Consider the following 19,257-nt stretch of genomic DNA (forward strand, 5'->3'; position numbering starts at 1 on the left):
GCGACATGGAAGGATATTGGGCGTGCTGCGCTGGATAACTGCCGGAGAATCCCATGGTCCCGCCCTCGTCGCGATGCTCGAGGGGATGGTCGCGGGCGTCGAAGTGACGTCCGAGGACATCTCGACCCAACTCGCGCGACGCCGCCTCGGCTACGGCCGCGGTGCGCGGATGAAGTTCGAGGCCGACAAGGTCACCATCGTCGGTGGCGTGCGCCACGGGCGGACGCTCGGCGGACCGATCGCCGTCGAGGTGGGCAACACGGAATGGCCCAAGTGGGAAACCATCATGTCCGCGGACCCGGTGGACGCCGAACTGCTCGCCGATCAGGCGCGGAATGCGCCGCTCACCCGCCCGCGCCCCGGTCACGCCGACTACTCGGGCATGCTCAAGTACGGATTCGACGACGCCCGCCCGGTTCTCGAACGCGCGAGTGCGCGCGAGACCGCGGCCCGGGTCGCGGCCGCGACGTTCGCCCGCAGCTTCCTCCGCCAGGTGTTCGGCGTCGAGGTGCTGTCCCACGTGATCTCCATCGGCGCGTCCGCCCCCTACGTCGGCCCCGAACCCACCGCGTCGGATCTGGCGGCGATCGACGCCAGCCCGGTACGTGCCTTCGACAAGGCCGCCGAGGAATCGATGATCGCCGAGATCGAGGCCGCCAAGCGTGACGGCGACACCCTCGGCGGTGTCGTCGAGGTCGTCATCCACGGTCTCCCCGTGGGTCTCGGATCGTTCATCAGCGGCGCGGACCGCCTCGACGCCCGTCTCGCGTCCGCCCTGATGGGAATCCAGGCCATCAAGGGTGTCGAGGTCGGCGACGGCTTCGAGACCGCGCGCCGTCGCGGCAGCCAGGCGCACGACGAGATGCGTCCGGGCCCGGACGGAATCCTGCGTTCGACCAACCGCGCGGGCGGTCTCGAGGGTGGCATGACCAACGGGGAGGCGCTCCGCGTTCGCGCGGCGATGAAGCCGATCTCGACGGTTCCGCGCGCACTGGCCACCGTCGACATGTCGACCGGTGAGGAGGCCGTGGCCATTCACCAGCGGTCCGACGTGTGCGCGGTGCCCGCCGCCGGTGTCGTGGCCGAGGCGATGGTCGCGTTGGTCGTCGCCCAGGCGGCACTCGAGAAGTTCGGGGGCGACTCGGTTGCCGAGACGACCGCCAACTACGAGCGTTACGCGTCGGGCGTCGCAGCCCGGCTCGCGCGATGACCAGCCGGTCTGCCGTCGCGTCGGGGCGGTGACGGATGATGGCACCGAAAGCCGTACTCGTCGGCCCCCCGGGAGCGGGTAAGTCCACGATCGGGCGGCGCCTCGCGCAGGCCCTGGACCTTCCGTTGTTCGACACCGACGTGGCGGTCGAGGAAGAGGCGGGACGCACGATCGCCGAGATCTTCGTCCAGGAGGGCGAACCCGCCTTCCGCGCGCTCGAGGAAGAGATCGTCCGGAAGGCCATCGAGAGCCACGAGGGGATCGTGTCGCTCGGCGGTGGATCCATCCTCTCCGAGCGCACCCGGGAATTGTTGAAGGGCCACACCGTGATCTATCTCGAGATCAGCGTGGCCGAGGGGCTCAAGCGCACGGGGACCAACACCGCGCGCCCCCTTCTCGCCGGTGGCGACCCCCGCCAGAAGTACACCGAGTTGATGCGCAAGCGCCGACCGTTGTACCGGCAGGTGGCGTCCATCCGGATACGCACGGACGGTCGGAGCCCCGCCCGTGTGGTGCAGCAGCTGGTGGCGAAACTCGCCGAGTGATGGGCGACCCCGGCGGAGTCGCCGAGTGATGGGCGACCCCGGCGGAACAGAGACATCCGAGAATCTCGGACAAGACGGAGCGGAGCAGCAGACAGTGACCGAACCGGTACGCGTACAGGTGCAGACGGCGAACCCCTACCCGGTCATCATCGGGCGCGGATTGCTCGGCGAGCTGGTGGACGAACTCACCGGCACGAGGACGGTGGCGATCTTCCATCAGCCGCCGCTGGCGGAGACGGCGGAGGCGGTGCGCGCGGCGCTCGCCGAAAAGGGAATCGATGCGCACCGCATCGAGATTCCGGACGCGGAGGACGGCAAGGATCTGGCTGTGGCCGGCTTCTGCTGGGAGGTCCTCGGCCGGATCGGGCTGACCCGCAGCGACGCCGTGGTCAGCCTGGGCGGCGGCGCGGCCACCGACCTCGCCGGGTTCGTCGCGGCGACGTGGATGCGCGGTGTGCGCGTGATCCACGTGCCCACGACGTTGCTCGCGATGGTGGATGCGGCGGTCGGCGGCAAGACCGGCATCAACACCGAGGCCGGCAAGAACCTGGTGGGTTCCTTCCACGAGCCGTCGGCGGTGCTGATCGACCTGGCGACGCTCGAGACGGTGCCACGCAACGAGATCGTCGCCGGGATGGCGGAGGTCGTGAAGACCGGCTTCATCGCCGACCCGGTGATCCTGGATCTCATCGAGAAGGACCCCGAAGCCGCTCTCGACCCCACGGGAACCGTTCTGCCCGAACTGATCCGGCGGTCCGTGGAGGTCAAGGCCAAGGTCGTTGCCGCCGATCTGCGCGAGTCCGATCTGCGCGAGATCCTCAACTACGGGCACACCCTCGGGCATGCGATCGAGCGGCGTGAGCGCTACCGCTGGCGCCACGGTGCGGCGGTCGCCGTCGGGCTCGTGTTCGCGGCCGAGCTGGGGCGTCTGGCGGGACGCCTCGACGATGCGACGGCGGATCGGCACCGCACCATCCTGGAACTGGTGGGTCTGCCCACCACGTACGACGCGGACGCGTTCGGCCAGTTGGTCGAGGGAATGCAGACCGACAAGAAGAACCGGGCGGGCGTCCTGCGGTTCGTCGTCCTCGACGGGCTCGCGAAGCCCGGACGGCTCGAGGGTCCGGACCCGTCTCTGCTCGTGGCCGCGTACTCCGCGGTGGCGCGGGAAGAGAAGCCGGGCACCGGCGGTGCCGTCCTGCTGTGACGTAGCGGCACGAAAGCGAGACGCGGCGGTGTGAGCGAGTGCGCTCACACCGCCGCGTCTCTGTCGGTGTGGTGAAGCCGAGAGCTGTTACTCGCCGCGGCGCTGGTCGTCGGTGGTGCGCTTCCCGAGGTCGACAGGATCCTGCCACCCGGTGTCCCCGCCCTGCGGCTGATCGAGGTCGGACGTGTCCTCGCGGTAGTTGTGCACCGGTTCGAACACCGCCGTGTCGGCGTCGGACCCGGCGTAACCGGTGTCCGCGGTCTGCTCGTAGGCCTGGCCTGGGTAGTTCTGTCCGTAGCCCTCGTCGTCGGCGACGGCTGCTGCTGCGGTTCCCCCCGCTGCGGCCCCTGCGGCCGTGCCGACGCCGTGCACCGCCGGCCGACGCTCGCTGCGGTCCTTCTGCGTCTTCCTGGACTCGCGGCTGACGAAGAACCGGCCGAGGAACACGGCGAGCATGGCCGGCACGAAGATCAGCAGGACCGTGAACGCGGCCCCCGACGTGATCTCGAAGAAGAACGAGTTCTGGGTGACGTTGAGGGACGGAATCAGGTTGGCCAGCCAGCTCCCCACACCCGCGACGATGCCGCCGAGCAGGGCCGCCTTCAGCCACAGCATCGTCAGGTCGGCGCCGTCCTCCGGCTCGGGGTTCCGGCGACGGTCCCGGATGCCGTCGATGCCGGCCCAGATCAGTGCCACGAACACGACGATCAGCAGTGCGAGCCATCTCAGAGCGGAACCCTGAAGGGGCCACTGTGTGATCGACACACCGAGGATCACACGAACGAAAACATGTATCAGGGCCATGCCGAGGCCGCGTACCACCCACGCATTCATGGGCACAGCGTAACGAGCGGGTTTTCACCCGTGTGGTCTAACCCACACGGGCGCGCTCTGGAACCTGTTCTCGCCACCGGACGGGTGCCGTCGATCCGCGCCCTCCGGGTGACGATTTGCCGGTACGTTTGACGACATGCCTGCTGATCATGGTTCGCGGCGCGCGGCGCTGCGCGCGGCCCTCGCCGCCCGGGATCTCGACGCGCTTCTGGTGACGAATCTGGTGAACATCCGCTATCTCACCGGGTTCACCGGATCCAACGCCGCCCTGCTCGTGCACGCCGCCGACGCCGAGGGCGCCGAGGAGCGCACCGTCATCTGCACCGACGGCCGCTATCTCACGCAGGTCGGGGAACAGGTTCCCGATCTGCGGGCCGAGATCGCCCGTGCCAGCGCCGCGCACCTCATCGAATCGGTGGGGCGGCGGAGTCCGTCCTCGCTGGCGTTCGAGAGTCACGTCGTCACGGTGGACGAGTTCGCGGCCTGGTCGGTGCTCGCGCCGGACGCGCGGCTCGATCCCGTTCCGGGTCTCGTCGAGGAACTGCGGATGGTGAAGGACGATTTCGAGGTCGGCTTGCTGCGGGCGGCGTGCCTGGCCGCCGACTCCGCGCTCGCCGAGCTGATCGAGCGTGGTGGCCTCCGCCCCGGGCGCACCGAGAAGGAGGTGGGCCGGGAACTCGAGGCGCTGATGCTCGCGCACGGTGCCGACGGCATCTCGTTCGAGACCATCGTCGCGGCGGGCGCCAACTCGGCGATCCCGCACCATCGCCCGACCGAGGCGGTGCTCGCCGGCGGTGACTTCGTGAAGCTGGACTTCGGCGCCGAGGTCGGCGGGTACCACTCGGACATGACCAGAACGTATGTCCTGGGGCAGGCCGCCGACTGGCAACGGGACGTGTATGCGCTGGTCGCGCGGTCGCAAAAGGCTGGACGGGACGCGCTGCGCCCGGGCGCGGAGGTGTCCGCCGTGGACGGTGCCGCCCGCCGGGTCATCGAAGACGCGGGCTACGGAGAACTGTTCCTGCACGGGCTCGGACACGGCGTCGGCCTGGAGATCCACGAAGCTCCGGGAATCGGCAAGCTGGGCACCGGTACACTTCTGGACGGTGCGGCGGTGACCGTCGAGCCGGGCGTGTACTTCTCCGGGCGCGGAGGCGTGCGGATCGAGGACACGCTCGTGGTTCGTGAGCAGGGACCGGAGCTGCTCACACTCACCACCAAAGACCTGACTGTCGTGTAGACGGTTTCGACCTTATCGAGGAGACGCGAAGCAAGTGGCTTCCACTAGTGATTTCAAGAACGGCCTGGTCCTGCAGATCGAGGGCCAGCTGTGGACGATTACCGAGTTCCAGCACGTGAAGCCCGGCAAGGGTCCCGCGTTCGTGCGCACCAAGTTGAAGAACGTGCTCTCGGGCAAGGTCGTCGACAAGACGTTCAACGCCGGCGTCAAGGTGGACACGGCCACGGTCGACCGCCGCGACATGACGTACCTGTACCACGACGGCACCGACTACATCTTCATGGACGGCGACACCTACGACCAGATCTCGATCAGCGAGGCCACCGTCGGCGACGGCGCCCGCTTCATGCTCGAGAACATGGCCGTGCAGGTTGCGACGCACGAGGACGTTCCGCTGTTCGTGGAACTGCCCGTCACCGTCGAACTGGTGGTCCAGCACACCGATCCCGGTCTGCAGGGCGACCGCTCCACCGGTGGCACCAAGCCGGCCACCCTCGAGACCGGTGCCGAGATCAACGTTCCGCTGTTCATCAACACCGGCGACAAGCTGAAGGTCGATTCCCGCGACGGCAACTACCTCGGGCGTGTGAATTCCTGAGTGTCCGGTACGCATAAGAAACTCGGCGCACGGCACAAGGCCCGCAAGCGCGCCGTCGATTTCCTCTTCGAGGCCGAGGCGCGAGATCTCGATCCGGTCGATCTCGCGACCGAACGCGCGGACCTGTCCGGTAAGGACGATTCCGTGGCACCGGTCGCTCCGTACACCGTCACCGTGGTGACCGGGGTCGCGGAGAACCTGGACCGCATCGACGAGGTGATCTCGTCTCACCTGCAGGACTGGACGCTCGAGCGGCTGCCCGCCGTCGACCGCGCCATCCTGCGCATCGCCGTGTGGGAGCTGTTCCACGCCACCGACGTGCCTCCGGTCGTGGCCGTGGACGAGGCGGTGGAGCTGGCCAAACAGCTGTCCACCGACGAGTCGCCGGGGTTCGTGAACGGCATCCTCGGTCAGGTCGTGCTGGTGGCCCCGCAGGTGCGGTCGGCTGCGGCCGCGACGTCGCGGCGCGCCGAGACCGCCGGCGGCGAGTCGACCGACGCAGGCTCGTAAGTTCGTGTCCCGCTGCGGGCCCGCGACGGCGGGCCCGCAGGTCAGGGGTCCGGGCCTGGCGCAGTCGACGCGCTGATAAGCTGTCCGCGTCAGGCATCCTTTAACGATCCGTCCAGTGAGGCGGAGAAGGAGGTCGTTGTATGCGCGTGCCCGAAGGGTCTCGCCCCGCCGGGGAACCGGCGGATTCAACACCAGAGTCGTCCCCGTCCGTCGAACCCGCACGCGAGCTGCTGTCCGCAGCCGATGTGGGACGGACCATTGCGCGAATCGCGCACCAGATCATCGAGAAGACCGCGCTGGACGCCGCCGACGGTGACGCGCCGCGTGTCGTCCTGATCGGCATCCCCACCCGGGGCACGACGCTCGCCGCGCGCCTCGCCGGGAAGGTCGAAGAATTCTCCGGGGTGCGCCCATCGGTCGGCTCGCTCGACATCACCCTGTACCGCGACGACCTGCGCACCAAACCGCACCGTCCCCTCGAGCGCACGTCGGTGCCCGAGGGCGGTGTCGACAACACTCTGGTCGTGCTCGTCGACGACGTGCTGTTCTCCGGCCGCACCGTCCGCTCGGCGCTCGACGCCCTCCGTGACCTCGGGCGGCCGCGCGCCGTTCAGCTCGCCGTCCTCGTCGACCGTGGGCACCGCGAACTGCCGTTGCGCGCCGACTACGTGGGCAAGAACGTGCCCACCGCCCGCACCGAGGACGTCAAGGTGCTCCTGAGCGAACACGACGGCCGCGACGCGGTCATGATCTCCGGGGGGAAGAGCTAAGTGAAGCACCTGTTGTCGATCGCGGACCTGACACGGGACTCGGCTGTCGAACTCCTCGACGAGGCCGAACGCTTCGAACAAGCCCTCCTCGGACGTGAGGTGCGGAAGCTCCCGACGCTGCGCGGCCGGACGGTCATGACCGTGTTCTTCGAGAACTCGACCCGGACCCGCGTGTCGTTCGAGGTCGCCGGGAAGTGGATGAGCGCCGACGTCATCAACGTCAGCGCCTCGAGTTCGTCGGTGTCCAAGGGCGAATCCCTCCGGGACACGGCGATGACGCTGCGCGCTGCCGGCGCCGACGCTCTGATCGTGCGCCACCCCGCGTCGGGTGCGGCACACCAGATCGCGAAGTGGACCGGGCATCAGGACGACGGCGGACCGGCGGTCATCAACGCCGGCGACGGTACCCATGAACATCCCACCCAGGCGCTGCTCGACGCGCTCACACTCCGTCAGCGTCTCGGCGACATCGAGGGCAAGCGCATCGCCATCGTCGGCGACATCCTGCACAGCCGGGTCGCGCGGTCGAACGCACTGTTGCTGTCGATGCTCGGCGCCGAGGTGGTCCTCGTCGCGCCGCCCACGCTCCTCCCCGTGGGGGTGTCCACCTGGCCGGTGTCGGTGGCGCATTCGCTGGACGCGGAGCTTCCCGGCCTCGACGCCGTCCTCATGCTGCGCGTGCAGGCGGAACGGATGAACGGTGGGTTCTTCCCGTCCCAGCGGGAGTACTCGATCAATTACGGCCTGTCGGAGAAGCGGCTCGCGCTGCTTCCCGAGCACGCGGTGGTGCTGCACCCCGGTCCGATGCTGCGCGGCATGGAGATCGCGTCGGCGGTGGCCGATTCGACGAGAACCGCCGTGCTGCAGCAGGTGACCAACGGTGTGCACATGCGGATGGCGGTGCTGTTCCGGCTGCTGGTCGGAGCGGAGGAAGTTGCGGGATGAGTGGTAGCGGGATGAGTGACAGTGCAGTGACAGGAGAGACAGTGCTCATCAAGAACGTGTTGCTGTACGGCGAGGGTGAGCCCACCGACGTTCTGCTCGGTGACGGCGTCATCGTCGCCATCGGCGCGGACGCGGGCAAGGACAGCGCGCCGGACGTCGAGGTGATCGACGCGGCGGGGCAGATCCTGCTCCCCGGTTTCGTCGACCTGCACACGCACCTGCGTGAACCCGGCCGCGAGGACACCGAGACCATCGATTCCGGTTCGGCCGCCGCCGCGCTCGGCGGGTACACCGCGGTGTTCGCGATGGCCAACACCAGCCCGGTCGCCGATTCGGTGGTCGTCACCGATCACGTGTGGCGCCGCGGCCAGGAAGTCGGGCTCGTCGACGTACACCCCGTCGGCGCCGTCACCGTCGGGCTCGAGGGCAAGCAGCTCGCCGAGATGGCCACGATGGCGTCGGGAATCGGCCGGGTGCGCATGTTCTCGGACGACGGCCACTGCGTCTACGACCCGCTGATCATGCGCCGGGCGCTCGAGTACTCGAGTTCGCTCGGGGTGCTCATCGCACAGCACGCGGAGGAACCGCGGCTGACCGTCGGCGCCGTCGCGCACGAGGGCCCCACCGCCGCCCGGCTCGGGCTCGCGGGCTGGCCGCGCGCCGCCGAGGAATCGATCGTCGCCCGCGACGCGCTGCTCGCCCGCGACGCCGGGGCGCGTGTGCACATTTGCCACGCCTCCACCGCGGGCACCGTCGAACTGATGAAGTGGGCACGCGGCCAAGGCATTTCGATCACCGCCGAGGTCACCCCGCACCATCTGCTGCTCGACGACACCCGGCTCGAGACCTACGACGCCGTGAACAAGGTGAATCCGCCCCTGCGGGAGGCGAGCGACGTCGCCGCGCTCCGGGCCGGACTGGCCGAGGGGATCATCGACTGCGTCGCGACCGATCACGCACCGCACGCCGAGCAGGACAAGTGCTGCGAGTTCGCGGCCGCCCGACCCGGAATGCTGGGTCTGGAGACCGCTCTGTCGATCGTCGCGCAGACGATGGTCCGCACGGGCCTGCTCGACTGGCGCGGCGTCGCCCGGGTGATGAGCGAGCGGCCCGCCGAGATCGTCGGACTCGACGACCAGGGTCGCCCGATCGAGGTCGGCGAGCCCGCCAACCTCGTGCTGATCGACCCGGACGCCGAATGGACGGTCCACGGCCCCGATCTCGCCAGCGTCGCCCACAACACGCCGTACGAGTCGATGACTCTGCCGGCGCGGGTGACCACGACGATCCTCCGTGGCCGGATCACCGCGAGCGACGGCCAGGCCCGCGTCCCGGTGCGAAACGGCAGGGGATGACGGTGGAGAGAATTCTGTGGGTAGTCGGCCTCGTCGCGTTCTGGGCGCTGGCCATCTTCCTCATGTACATCGGGTGGCGCGGTCGTGCCCGCCGTCAGGCCGACCGGGTCGGGCAACTTCCCCCCGTGCCCGCGCACCTCGGCGAGCAGACGATCGCCCCGGCCACCGGACTGTACGTGGGCAGCACCCTGGCCCCGAGCTGGCAGGACCGGATCGCGGTCGGCGACCTCGGTTTCCGGGCGACGGGGGAAATCTCCCGATACGCAGCCGGGATCCTGCTCGAACGTGACGGAGCGTCGGCGATCTGGATCCCGCAGGACGCGGTCCGCGCCGTGCGCACCGAGCGCGGTCTCGCGGGCAAGGTCATGAGCAAGGACGGCGTCCTCGTGATCCGGTGGGAACTGCCGACGGGCACCGAGATCGACACCGGTTTCCGGAGCGACGACAAGTCCGTGTACCCCGCCTGGGTCAGCGCAGGGGAGCCGGACGGCAAGACAGACAGTGAAGATTCAGCGAATGCGGCGAGCTCTGGTGAGGTCGAGCAGAACGGAGAGAACGCATGAGCGGCTACGACACCGACTCTGCAGTACTGGTCCTCGAGGACGGACGGGTATTCCGGGGCACCACGTTCGGTGCCGTCGGCCAGACCCTCGGTGAGGCTGTCTTCAGCACCGGCATGACCGGTTACCAGGAGACCCTCACCGACCCCAGCTACCACCGCCAGATCGTCGTGGCCACCGCGCCGCAGATCGGCAACACCGGATGGAACGACGAGGACGACGAGTCCGTCGGTCCCACCGGCAGCAGCGCCGAGGCGAAGATCTGGGTCGCCGGGTACGTCGTCCGCGACCCCGCCCGCCGCACCTCCAGCTGGCGCGCCACCGGCTCCCTGCAGGACGAGCTCGTGAAGCAGGGAGTCGTCGGGATCGCCGGCATCGACACCCGCGCCCTGGTCCGCCACCTGCGCACCCGCGGCTCCATGCGCGCCGGGGTGTTCTCCGGCGACGCACTGGCCGACACCGACGTGCTGCTCGACCGCGTGAAGAGCCAGCCGTCGATGCTCGGCGCGGATCTCGCCGGTGAGGTCAGCACCACCAGCGGTTACGTCGTCGAGCCGACCGGGGGAGAATCGCGCTTCACCGTCGCGGCGATCGACCTCGGCATCAAGACCAACACCCCGCGCATGTTCGCCGAGCGCGGCATCCGGGTGCACGTGCTCCCGTCCAACGCGACGCTCGAGCAGATCCTCGATCTGAAGGCCGACGGCGTCTTCCTCTCCAACGGTCCCGGCGACCCGGCGACCGCCGACGGTGCCGTGCACCTCACGAAGGAAGTCATCGGGCAGGGCCTGCCGCTGTTCGGCATCTGCTTCGGCAACCAGATCCTCGGGCGGGCTCTCGGTCTCGGCACCTACAAGATGAAGTTCGGTCACCGGGGCATCAACATCCCGGTCGTCGAACACGAGACGGGACGCATCGCGATCACCGCGCAGAACCACGGGTTCGCGCTCGAGGGCGAGGCCGGGCAGGAGTTCGACACCCCGTTCGGTAAGGCCGTGATCAGCCACACCTGCGCCAACGACGGTGCCGTCGAGGGGGTCCGCCTGCTCGACGGATCCGCCTTCTCGGTGCAGTACCACCCCGAGGCCGCGGCGGGCCCGCACGACGCCGCGTACCTGTTCGACCGCTTCACCAGCCTGCTCGAGGGAGTCAAGAACTAATGCCACGCCGTACAGATCTCTCCCACATCCTGGTGATCGGCTCCGGCCCGATCGTCATCGGCCAGGCCTGTGAGTTCGACTACTCCGGAACCCAGGCCTGCCGGGTGCTGCGCGAGGAGGGCCTGCGGGTCAGCCTCGTCAACTCCAACCCGGCCACGATCATGACCGACCCCGAGTTCGCGGACGCCACATACGTGGAGCCGATCACCGCCGAGTTCGTCGAGAAAGTCATCGCCCTCGAGGCCGAGAAGGGCCACCCGATCGACGCCGTCCTCGCGACCCTCGGCGGCCAGACGGCCCTGAACACCGCGGTGGCGCTGCACGAGCAGGGCATCCTCGAGAAGTACGACGTCGAGCTGATCGGCGCCGACTTCGACGCCATCCAGCGCGGCGAGGACCGGCAGAAGTTCAAGGACATCGTCGCCAAGGTCGGCGGCGAGTCCGCGCGCTCCCGTGTCTGCTACACGATGGACGAGGTCCGCGACACGGTCGCCGAACTGGGCTTCCCCGTCGTCGTGCGGCCGTCGTTCACGATGGGCGGCCTCGGCTCCGGCATGGCCTACGACGACGAGGACCTGACGCGGATCGCCGGCGGCGGCCTCGCCGCGTCGCCCACCGCCAACGTGCTGATCGAGGAGTCGATCCTCGGGTGGAAGGAATACGAGCTCGAGCTGATGCGCGACGGCCGCGACAACGTCGTGATCGTGTGCTCGATCGAGAACGTCGACCCGGTCGGCGTGCACACCGGTGACTCGATCACCGTCGCCCCCGCCATGACGCTCACGGACCGTGAGTACCAGGCGATGCGCGACCTCTCGATAGACATCCTCCGCGAGGTCGGAGTCGACACCGGTGGCTGCAACATCCAGTTCGCCATGGACCCCACCGACGGGCGCCTCGTCGTCATCGAGATGAACCCGCGCGTGTCGCGGTCCAGTGCGCTCGCGTCGAAGGCGACCGGCTTCCCGATCGCGAAGATCGCCGCGAAGCTCGCCATCGGCTACACCCTGGACGAAATCGTCAACGACATCACCAAGGAAACCCCGGCGTGCTTCGAGCCGACCCTCGACTACGTCGTCGTCAAGGCTCCGCGGTTCGCGTTCGAGAAGTTCCCCGGCGCCGACGACACCCTCACCACCACGATGAAGTCGGTCGGTGAGGCCATGTCCATCGGCCGCAACTTCACCGAGGCGTTCGGGAAGGTGCTGCGCTCGCTGGAGACCAAGCGGGCCGGGTACTGGACGGGCCCCGAGGTGGAGGCCACCGACCTCGACAGCCTCCTGGCGGAACTGAGCATCCCCCGCGACGGCCGCGTCTACGGCCTCGAGAAGGCGTTCGCTCTCGGTGCCACCGTCGAGCAGCTGTTCGACGCCACGAAGATCGACCCGTGGTTCCTCGACCAGATCCTGCAGATCCACGAGCTCGGCGACGGGTTGCGTGAGGCGCCCGAGGTGACGGAGCGGGTTCTGCGCCGCGCCAAGCACCACGGCCTGTCGGATCGGCAGATCGCGGCCCTGCGCCCCGAGATCGGCGGCGAGGACGCCGTCCGGGCGCTGCGTGAGCAGTGGAACGTCCACCCCGTGTACAAGACGGTCGACACCTGCGCCGCCGAATTCGAGGCGAAGACGCCGTACCACTACTCCACGTACGAACTCGACCCGGCGGCCGAGTCCGAGGTGGCCCCGCAGACCGAGCGTCCGAAGGTCCTGATCCTCGGTTCCGGACCGAACCGCATCGGTCAGGGCATCGAGTTCGACTACTCCTGCGTCCACGCCGCACTGACGCTGTCGGAGGCCGGTTACGAGACGGTGATGGTCAACTGCAACCCGGAGACCGTCTCCACCGACTACGACACCGCCGACCGCCTGTACTTCGAGCCGCTCACGTTCGAGGACGTGCTCGAGGTGTACCGGGCCGAGTCGCTCTCGGGCACCGTCGCCGGGGTGATCGTGCAGCTCGGCGGTCAGACCCCGCTGGGCCTGGCGAAGCGGCTGAAGGCCGCGGGTGTGCCGATCGTCGGCACCAGCCCGGAGGCGATCGACCTCGCGGAGGATCGCGGCGAGTTCGGCAAGGTGCTGGTCGAAGCCGGTCTGCCCGCTCCCAAGTTCGGCACCGCCACCACGTTCGCCGGGGCCCGCGAGATCGCGGCCGGCATCGGGTACCCGGTGCTGGTGCGCCCGTCGTACGTCCTCGGTGGCCGCGGCATGGAGATCGTCTACGACGAGGCGTCGCTGGAGAGCTACATCTCCCGCGCCACCGAGATCTCCGACGACCGGCCCGTCCTGGTCGACCGGTTCCTGGAAGACGCCATCGAGATCGACGTCGACGCGCTCTGCGACGGCTCCGAGGTGTACCTCGGCGGTGTGATGGAGCACATCGAGGAGGCCGGCATCCACTCGGGCGACTCGGCCTGTGCGCTGCCGCCGATCACCCTCGGCCGCGCCGACCTGGAGAACGTCCGCCGCTCCACGGAGGCGCTCGCCAAGGGCATCGGCGTCAAGGGCCTGCTCAACGTCCAGTACGCACTGAAGGACGACATCCTGTACGTCCTGGAGGCCAACCCCCGCGCCAGCCGCACCGTGCCGTTCGTGTCGAAGGCGACGGCGGTGCAGCTCGCCAAGGCGTGCGCCCGCGTCATGCTGGGCGAGTCCATCGCCGATCTGCGTGCGAGCGGTGTGCTCCCGGCCACCGGCGACGGCGGTTCGACCCCGGCGGACGCGCCTGTCGCAGTGAAGGAGGCCGTGCTGCCGTTCAACCGGTTCCGGCGCGCCGACGGCACCGGGGTGGACACCCTGCTGAGCCCGGAGATGAAGTCGACCGGCGAGGTCATGGGCATCGACGCCGACTTCGGCACCGCGTTCGCGAAGAGCCAGACGGCCGCGTACGGCTCGCTGCCCACGTCGGGGTCGGTGTTCGTCTCCGTCGCCAACAAGGACAAGCGATCGCTGATCTTCCCGGTCAAGCGGCTCGCCGACCTGGGCTTCCGGATCCTGGCCACCGAGGGAACTGCGGCGGTTCTCCGCCGGAACGGGATCACCTGCCAGGAGGTGCACAAGCACTCCGGCGAGAAGCTGGAGGCGGGTGAGCGCACCATCGTCGAGACGATCCGCGACGGCGAGGTCGACATGGTGATCAACACGCCGTACGGCAACTCCGGACCGCGCGTCGACGGCTACGAGATCCGCAGCGCGGCCGTCGCCATGAACATCCCGTGCGTCACCACCGTGCAGGGTGCGTCCGCCGCGGTGCAGGGCATCGAAGCCGCGATCCGCGGCGACATCGGTGTCCAGTCGCTCCAGGCGCTGCACGCGCGGCTGCGGTCGCCCGCCGTGGTCGTGGCTCCCGCGACCGGGTCCGCGTCGTCGTGAGCGGACACCATCACCACCACTCCTGGGTGCATCGGCTGACGTCGGCGGTCGAGCACCGGGGGCGGTTGTGCGTCGGGATCGATCCGCATCCGGGACTGCTCGAGGCGTGGGGGCTGCCCGTCTCCGCCGAGGGGCTGGAGACGTTCGCGGAGATCTGCGTGGAGGCCTTCGTCGGTGAGGTGGCCGTCGTGAAGCCTCAGGTGGCGTTCTTCGAAGCGTACGGCTCCGCCGGGTACGCGGTGCTCGAACGCACCATTTCGGTCCTCAGAGAGGCAGGGACGCTCGTCGTCGCCGATGCCAAGCGCGGGGACATCGGGTCGACGATGGCGGCGTACGCGCAGTCCTGGCTGGGTGCGCAGTCGGCTCTGTCGTCCGATGCCGTGACGGTGTCGCCGTATCTGGGGTTCGGGGCGCTCGACCCGGCGATGTCCCTGGCGGCGGAGCAGGGCCGCGGGCTCTTCGTGCTGGCCCGGACGTCCAATCCGGAGGGCGGCGACCTGCAGGCGGCGCAGACCGCCGGGGGAGTGTCCGTGGCCCAGTCCGTGGTGGACGCGGCGGCCCGGCACAACGACGCGCAACCCGGTCTGGTGGGTCTGGTGGTGGGTGCGACACGCGGACACGGCCTGGATTTGTCGAATTTTTCCGGACCGATTCTCGCGCCCGGTCTCGGCGCCCAGGGCGCGACTCCCGGTGATCTCGCCGACATTTTTCCCGATTCTCGAAAACTGTTGTTGCCGAACAGTTCTCGTGGTGTTCTCGGTGCCGGACCGTCGGTGACGGCACTGCGTGAAGCGGCCGTCAAGGTCCGCGACGAGATCGAGTCCGCACTCTCATAGCCCACCCGAATCCGGCTCTGACCTCGGGGGGTGGGTTCGCAATCGGCGCCGGGCGTGAGTACGGTCGCTATCGCTGCTGGTTATCCAGTGGTTTGGACTATTTGCCAACGACGAGACGGAGGAACCGTGGCCCTTCCCCAGTTGACTGATGAGCAGCGCGCTGCTGCTTTGGAGAAGGCAGCTGCTGCCCGCAAGGCCAGGGCTGAGCTCAAGGAGCGCCTGAAGCGTGGTGGCACCGACCTCAAGCAGGTTCTCAAGGACGCCGAGGACGACGAGATCCTGGGCAAGATGAAGGTGTCGGCACTGCTCGAGGCGCTGCCCAAGGTGGGCAAGGTCAAGGCGCAGGAGATCATGACCGAGCTGGAGATCGCTCCGACCCGTCGCCTCCGTGGCCTCGGCGATCGGCAGCGGAAGGCCCTGCTCGCCAGGTTCGACTTCGAGGCCTGAGCACGACAGTGGTAGCTGACGCACAAGTGTCAGAGAGCAAGACCGCAGTGCGGAGGGGTCGGCTGGTAGTACTGGCCGGCCCCTCGGCCGTCGGTAAGTCCAGCGTGGTGCGACTCCTGCGTGAACGGATGCCGGAGCTCGTCTTCAGCGTGTCCGCGACGACGCGCGACCCACGCCCGGGCGAGGTGGACGGCAAGGACTACCGGTTCACCTCTCGCGACGAGTTCCAGCGGATGATCGAATCCGGTGAGCTGCTCGAATGGGCCGAGATCCACGGCGGACTCCAGCTGTCGGGAACCCCGGCCGCACCCGTCCGCCGGGCGATCGAACAGGGCAAACCGGTGCTCGTCGAGGTCGACCTCGCCGGTGCGCGGGCCGTCCGCGCCGCGATGCCGGAGGCGCTGCTCGTCTTCATGGCGCCCCCGAGTTGGGACGTGCTGGTCGAGAGATTGACCGGCCGGGGCACCGAATCCGCCGACGTCGTGGAGCGGCGTCTCGCGACCGCGAGAGTCGAGCTGGAGGCGCAGGACGAGTTCGACGAGGTCATCGTGAACGAGGATGTCAGCCGATCGTGCGACGAGTTGGTATCCTTGTTGGTTGGACGACCGGAACAGTCCGAGTCGACCCACTAGATCTCACATCAACTAGCCAGAACTATTTCAGGAGATACCGAGTGAGCAGCACCCCCGCAGTAGCGTCCGCAACACCCAGCCACGGCGCCCTGCCGGCTTACGACACCCCGCTCGGCATCACCAATCCTCCGATCGACGAGCTTCTCGCTCGCACGTCGTCGAAGTACGCGCTGGTGATCTACGCGGCCAAGCGGGCGCGTCAGATCAACGATTACTACAACCAGCTCGGTGACGGCATCCTCGAGTACGTCGGCCCCCTCGTGGAGCCGGGCCTGCAGGAGAAGCCGCTGTCGATCGCGCTGCGTGAGATCCACTCCGATCTTCTCGAGCACACCGAAGGCGAGTGAGCGGAGGATCTGCCGTGCCTGAACAGGCAGCGGGCCCGGGCTCCGGGAACGTGACGGATTCACCGGAACCGGTTCCCTCGGGGGCAGCGCGCAAGCGGATCGTCGTCGGTGTCGGTGGCGGCATCGCCGCGTACAAGAGTTGTGCCGTCATTCGGGCCTTCACGGAGGCCGGGCACCATGTGCGGGTCATCCCGACGGAGTCCGCTCTCGAGTTCGTCGGCAAGGCGACGTTCGAGGCGCTGTCGGGCAACCCCGTGCACACGGGTGTGTTCGCCGACGTTCCGCAGGTTCCGCATGTTCGCCTGGGACAGGAAGCGGATCTCGTCGTCATCGCGCCCGCCACCGCCGACCTCATGGCGCGCGCCGTGGCGGGACGCGCCGACGACCTCCTCACCGCGACGCTGCTCACCGCGCGATGTCCCGTGGTGTTCGCTCCCGCGATGCACACGGAGATGTGGGAGCACCCGGCCACCGTCGCGAACGTCGCCACGCTGCGCGCACGCGGCGTGACCGTCATCGAACCCGCATCCGGCCGCCTCACCGGCAAGGACACCGGCGCAGGCCGGCTGCCCGAACCCGACGAGATCGTCGGGTTGGCGTCGCTGCTGGTCGAGCGTCCCGACGCGCTGCCCCGTGATCTCGAGGGCCGGCGGGTCCTCGTGTCCGCGGGCGGCACCCGCGAGCCACTCGACCCGGTGCGATTCCTCGGTAACCGCAGTTCGGGCAAGCAGGGATTTGCCATCGCCCGGCTCGCCGTGCAGCGCGGGGCCGAGGTCACCCTCGTCTCCGGCTACACCGCCGGCCTCGCCGACCCGGCCGCCGTCGACGTGGTGCACGTCCGCACGGCGGAAGACATGCGGGTCGCGGTCGCCAAGCACGCGCCCGGATTCGACGCCGTGATCATGGCCGCGGCAGTGGCCGACTTCCGGCCGTCGACGACGGTGGCGAGCAAGATCAAGAAGGGTGCGGGCGAGCCCGACTCGATCGCACTCACCAAGAACGAGGACATCCTCGCCGGCCTGGTGCAGTCCCGGCGGGACGGCGAGATCCCGTCGAAGACCGTGATCGTCGGATTCGCGGCCGAGACGGGCGACGCCGACGGCGACGTCCTCACGTACGCGCGGGCCAAGCTCGCACGTAAGGGCTGCGACCTCCTCGTCGTCAACGCGGTCGGCGAGGGCAAGGCGTTCGAGGTCGACCACAACGACGGGTGGCTGCTCGGAGCCGACGGTTCCGAGTCCGCGCTCGAGCACGGATCGAAGGCGTTGATGGCGAGCCGGGTGCTCGACGCCGTCGACCAGCTGTTCCGGACACTCTGACGGAAGATCCGGCAGAGTTTCGGTGATTCGAAGGGTGTCACTCCCGCCGGGGTGGCGCTAGGGTCGTTCGCGGTATTACGCAGCTAAGCTGTTTTCAAGTGCTGTTCAGGACAACTGTCGAGAGGGAATTCTGTGAGCCAGTCCGGTAGTCGGCTATTCACCAGTGAGTCTGTGACCGAGGGGCACCCGGACAAGATTTGTGATGCGATCAGCGACTCCATCCTCGACGCGCTCCTCACCGACGACCCGCGCGCCCGCGTCGCCGTCGAGACACTGGTGACCACCGGACAGGTCCACGTCGCCGGCGAGGTCACGACCACCGCCTACGCCGACATTCCCAAGATCGTGCGCGACACCGTGCTCGAGATCGGGTACGACTCCTCGGCCAAGGGCTTCGACGGCAACTCCTGCGGCGTCAACGTCGCGATCGGTGCACAGTCCCCGGAGATCGCCCAGGGCGTCGACCACTCGCACGAGGTCCGCACCGGCGAACTGAGCGACGACGAGATCGACCGTCAGGGCGCGGGCGACCAGGGACTGATGTTCGGGTTCGCCACCACCGACACCCCGGAACTGATGCCGCTGCCGATCGCGCTGGCGCACCGCCTGTCGCGTCGTCTCACCGAGGTCCGCAAGTCCGGAGTCCTGCCGTACCTGCGCCCGGACGGCAAGACCCAGGTCACCATCGAATACGACGGTGACAAGGCGGTTCGCCTCGACACCGTGGTCATCTCGACGCAGCACGCCGCGGACATCGACCTCGACAACCTGCTGACCCCGGATCTGCGGGAGAAGGTTCTCGGATCGGTTCTCGCCGAAATCGACATGCCCGAACTCGACGTCTCGGACATCCGCCTGCTCGTCAACCCGACCGGCAAGTTCGTGCTCGGCGGCCCGATGGGTGACGCCGGCCTGACAGGTCGCAAGATCATCGTCGACACCTACGGCGGCATGGCCCGCCACGGCGGCGGCGCGTTCTCCGGCAAGGACCCCTCGAAGGTCGACCGGTCGGCGGCCTACGCCATGCGCTGGGTGGCCAAGAACGCGGTCGCGGCAGGCCTCGCGGACCGGATCGAGGTCCAGGTGGCGTACGCGATCGGCAAGGCGGCACCGGTGGGTCTGTTCGTCGAGACGTTCGGTACCGAGAAGACGGATCCGGCGCGGATCCAGCAGGCCATCACCGAAACGTTCGACCTGCGACCCGGCGCCATCATCCGCGACCTCGACCTGCTGCGTCCGATCTACGCACAGACCGCGGCGTACGGTCACTTCGGCCGCACCGACATCGACCTCCCGTGGGAGAGCATCGACCGGGCGGAGAAGCTTCGGGCAGCCGCGGGCCTCTGATCGGTAGTCACGGCGCGGCGGGCGCCG

19 protein-coding genes are annotated in these 19,257 nt (G+C 68.7%); 18 read left to right on the forward strand and 1 reads right to left on the reverse strand.

The window, feature by feature from the left end; translation table 11 throughout:
* The first annotated feature begins 22 nt into the window (after nt 1-22).
* The 3 genes from aroC to aroB all read left to right on the forward strand — a co-directional run bounded on the left by aroC (nt 23) and on the right by aroB (nt 2,962).
* Nucleotides 23-1,210, forward strand: a complete 1,188-nt coding sequence (gene aroC, locus CJ177_RS09800) for a chorismate synthase (RefSeq protein WP_025432519.1) — start codon at nt 23-25, stop codon at nt 1,208-1,210.
* Nucleotides 1,211-1,248: 38 nt separating this feature from the next.
* Nucleotides 1,249-1,755 (forward strand): shikimate kinase, encoded by a 507-nt coding sequence (locus CJ177_RS09805; protein WP_005241678.1) that lies wholly within the window; start codon nt 1,249-1,251, stop codon nt 1,753-1,755.
* 94 nt (nt 1,756-1,849) lie between these two features.
* A complete protein-coding gene (gene aroB / locus CJ177_RS09810) occupies nt 1,850-2,962 on the forward strand; it encodes a 3-dehydroquinate synthase (RefSeq protein WP_005262316.1) in 1,113 nt (370 codons plus the stop codon).
* Between the two features lie 87 nt (nt 2,963-3,049).
* Here aroB and CJ177_RS09815 read toward each other — a convergent pair whose 3' ends face one another.
* The gene (locus tag CJ177_RS09815) at nt 3,050-3,796 is read right to left on the reverse strand and encodes a B-4DMT family transporter (protein ID WP_025432520.1); all 747 of its coding nucleotides are present in this window, start codon (nt 3,794-3,796) and stop codon (nt 3,050-3,052) included.
* Nucleotides 3,797-3,932: 136 nt separating this feature from the next.
* On the opposite strand from CJ177_RS09815, the gene CJ177_RS09820 reads away from it, so the two are divergent.
* The 15 genes from CJ177_RS09820 (at nt 3,933) to metK (ending at nt 19,230) form a co-directional block, all read left to right on the forward strand.
* Nucleotides 3,933-5,036: a Xaa-Pro peptidase family protein gene (locus CJ177_RS09820; protein ID WP_005241688.1), complete on the forward strand. Its 1,104-nt coding sequence runs from the start codon at nt 3,933-3,935 to the stop codon at nt 5,034-5,036.
* A 34-nt stretch (nt 5,037-5,070) separates the two neighbouring features.
* Nucleotides 5,071-5,634, forward strand: coding sequence for an elongation factor P (gene efp, locus CJ177_RS09825; protein ID WP_005241702.1), 564 nt, complete (start codon nt 5,071-5,073; stop codon nt 5,632-5,634).
* Entirely contained in the window at nt 5,635-6,144 is a 510-nt protein-coding gene (nusB, locus tag CJ177_RS09830; RefSeq protein ID WP_005241711.1) for a transcription antitermination factor NusB, read from the forward strand.
* A gap of 140 nt (nt 6,145-6,284) precedes the next feature.
* Nucleotides 6,285-6,914, forward strand: coding sequence for a bifunctional pyr operon transcriptional regulator/uracil phosphoribosyltransferase PyrR (gene pyrR / locus CJ177_RS09835; protein WP_025432521.1), 630 nt, complete (start codon nt 6,285-6,287; stop codon nt 6,912-6,914).
* Nucleotides 6,915-7,859, forward strand: coding sequence for an aspartate carbamoyltransferase catalytic subunit (locus CJ177_RS09840; RefSeq protein WP_025432522.1), 945 nt, complete (start codon nt 6,915-6,917; stop codon nt 7,857-7,859).
* Nucleotides 7,860-7,870: 11 nt separating this feature from the next.
* A complete protein-coding gene (locus CJ177_RS09845; protein WP_095867648.1) occupies nt 7,871-9,214 on the forward strand; it encodes a dihydroorotase in 1,344 nt (447 codons plus the stop codon).
* Nucleotides 9,211-9,777: a hypothetical protein gene (locus CJ177_RS09850; protein ID WP_061697598.1), complete on the forward strand. Its 567-nt coding sequence runs from the start codon at nt 9,211-9,213 to the stop codon at nt 9,775-9,777. The genes CJ177_RS09845 and CJ177_RS09850 overlap by 4 nt, the downstream gene beginning before the upstream one ends.
* A complete protein-coding gene (gene carA, locus CJ177_RS09855; protein WP_005241721.1) occupies nt 9,774-10,934 on the forward strand; it encodes a glutamine-hydrolyzing carbamoyl-phosphate synthase small subunit in 1,161 nt (386 codons plus the stop codon). The genes CJ177_RS09850 and carA overlap by 4 nt, the downstream gene beginning before the upstream one ends.
* Complete coding sequence (gene carB, locus CJ177_RS09860) at nt 10,934-14,302, forward strand: carbamoyl-phosphate synthase large subunit (RefSeq protein WP_037179238.1); 3,369 nt, start codon at nt 10,934-10,936, stop codon at nt 14,300-14,302. Before carA ends, carB begins: the two co-directional genes overlap by 1 nt.
* Nucleotides 14,299-15,138 (forward strand): orotidine-5'-phosphate decarboxylase, encoded by an 840-nt coding sequence (gene pyrF / locus CJ177_RS09865; RefSeq protein ID WP_179443187.1) that lies wholly within the window; start codon nt 14,299-14,301, stop codon nt 15,136-15,138. Before carB ends, pyrF begins: the two co-directional genes overlap by 4 nt.
* A 126-nt stretch (nt 15,139-15,264) precedes the next feature.
* On the forward strand, nt 15,265-15,585 hold the full coding sequence (gene mihF / locus CJ177_RS09870) for an integration host factor, actinobacterial type (RefSeq protein WP_005262298.1): 321 nt from the start codon (nt 15,265-15,267) through the stop codon (nt 15,583-15,585).
* 8 nt (nt 15,586-15,593) lie between these two features.
* Nucleotides 15,594-16,217 (forward strand): guanylate kinase, encoded by a 624-nt coding sequence (gene gmk / locus CJ177_RS09875; RefSeq protein WP_025432524.1) that lies wholly within the window; start codon nt 15,594-15,596, stop codon nt 16,215-16,217.
* A 41-nt stretch (nt 16,218-16,258) separates the two neighbouring features.
* Complete coding sequence (rpoZ, locus tag CJ177_RS09880) at nt 16,259-16,564, forward strand: DNA-directed RNA polymerase subunit omega (protein WP_005241734.1); 306 nt, start codon at nt 16,259-16,261, stop codon at nt 16,562-16,564.
* 14 nt (nt 16,565-16,578) lie between these two features.
* Complete coding sequence (gene coaBC, locus CJ177_RS09885; RefSeq protein WP_061045029.1) at nt 16,579-17,883, forward strand: bifunctional phosphopantothenoylcysteine decarboxylase/phosphopantothenate--cysteine ligase CoaBC; 1,305 nt, start codon at nt 16,579-16,581, stop codon at nt 17,881-17,883.
* A gap of 132 nt (nt 17,884-18,015) precedes the next feature.
* Complete coding sequence (metK, locus tag CJ177_RS09890; RefSeq protein WP_005241739.1) at nt 18,016-19,230, forward strand: methionine adenosyltransferase; 1,215 nt, start codon at nt 18,016-18,018, stop codon at nt 19,228-19,230.
* Nucleotides 19,231-19,257: the final 27 nt, after the last annotated feature.

Source organism: Rhodococcus sp. ACPA1 (genome assembly GCF_002300195.1).
In the GTDB taxonomy this organism is placed as follows: domain Bacteria; phylum Actinomycetota; class Actinomycetes; order Mycobacteriales; family Mycobacteriaceae; genus Rhodococcus_F; species Rhodococcus_F opacus.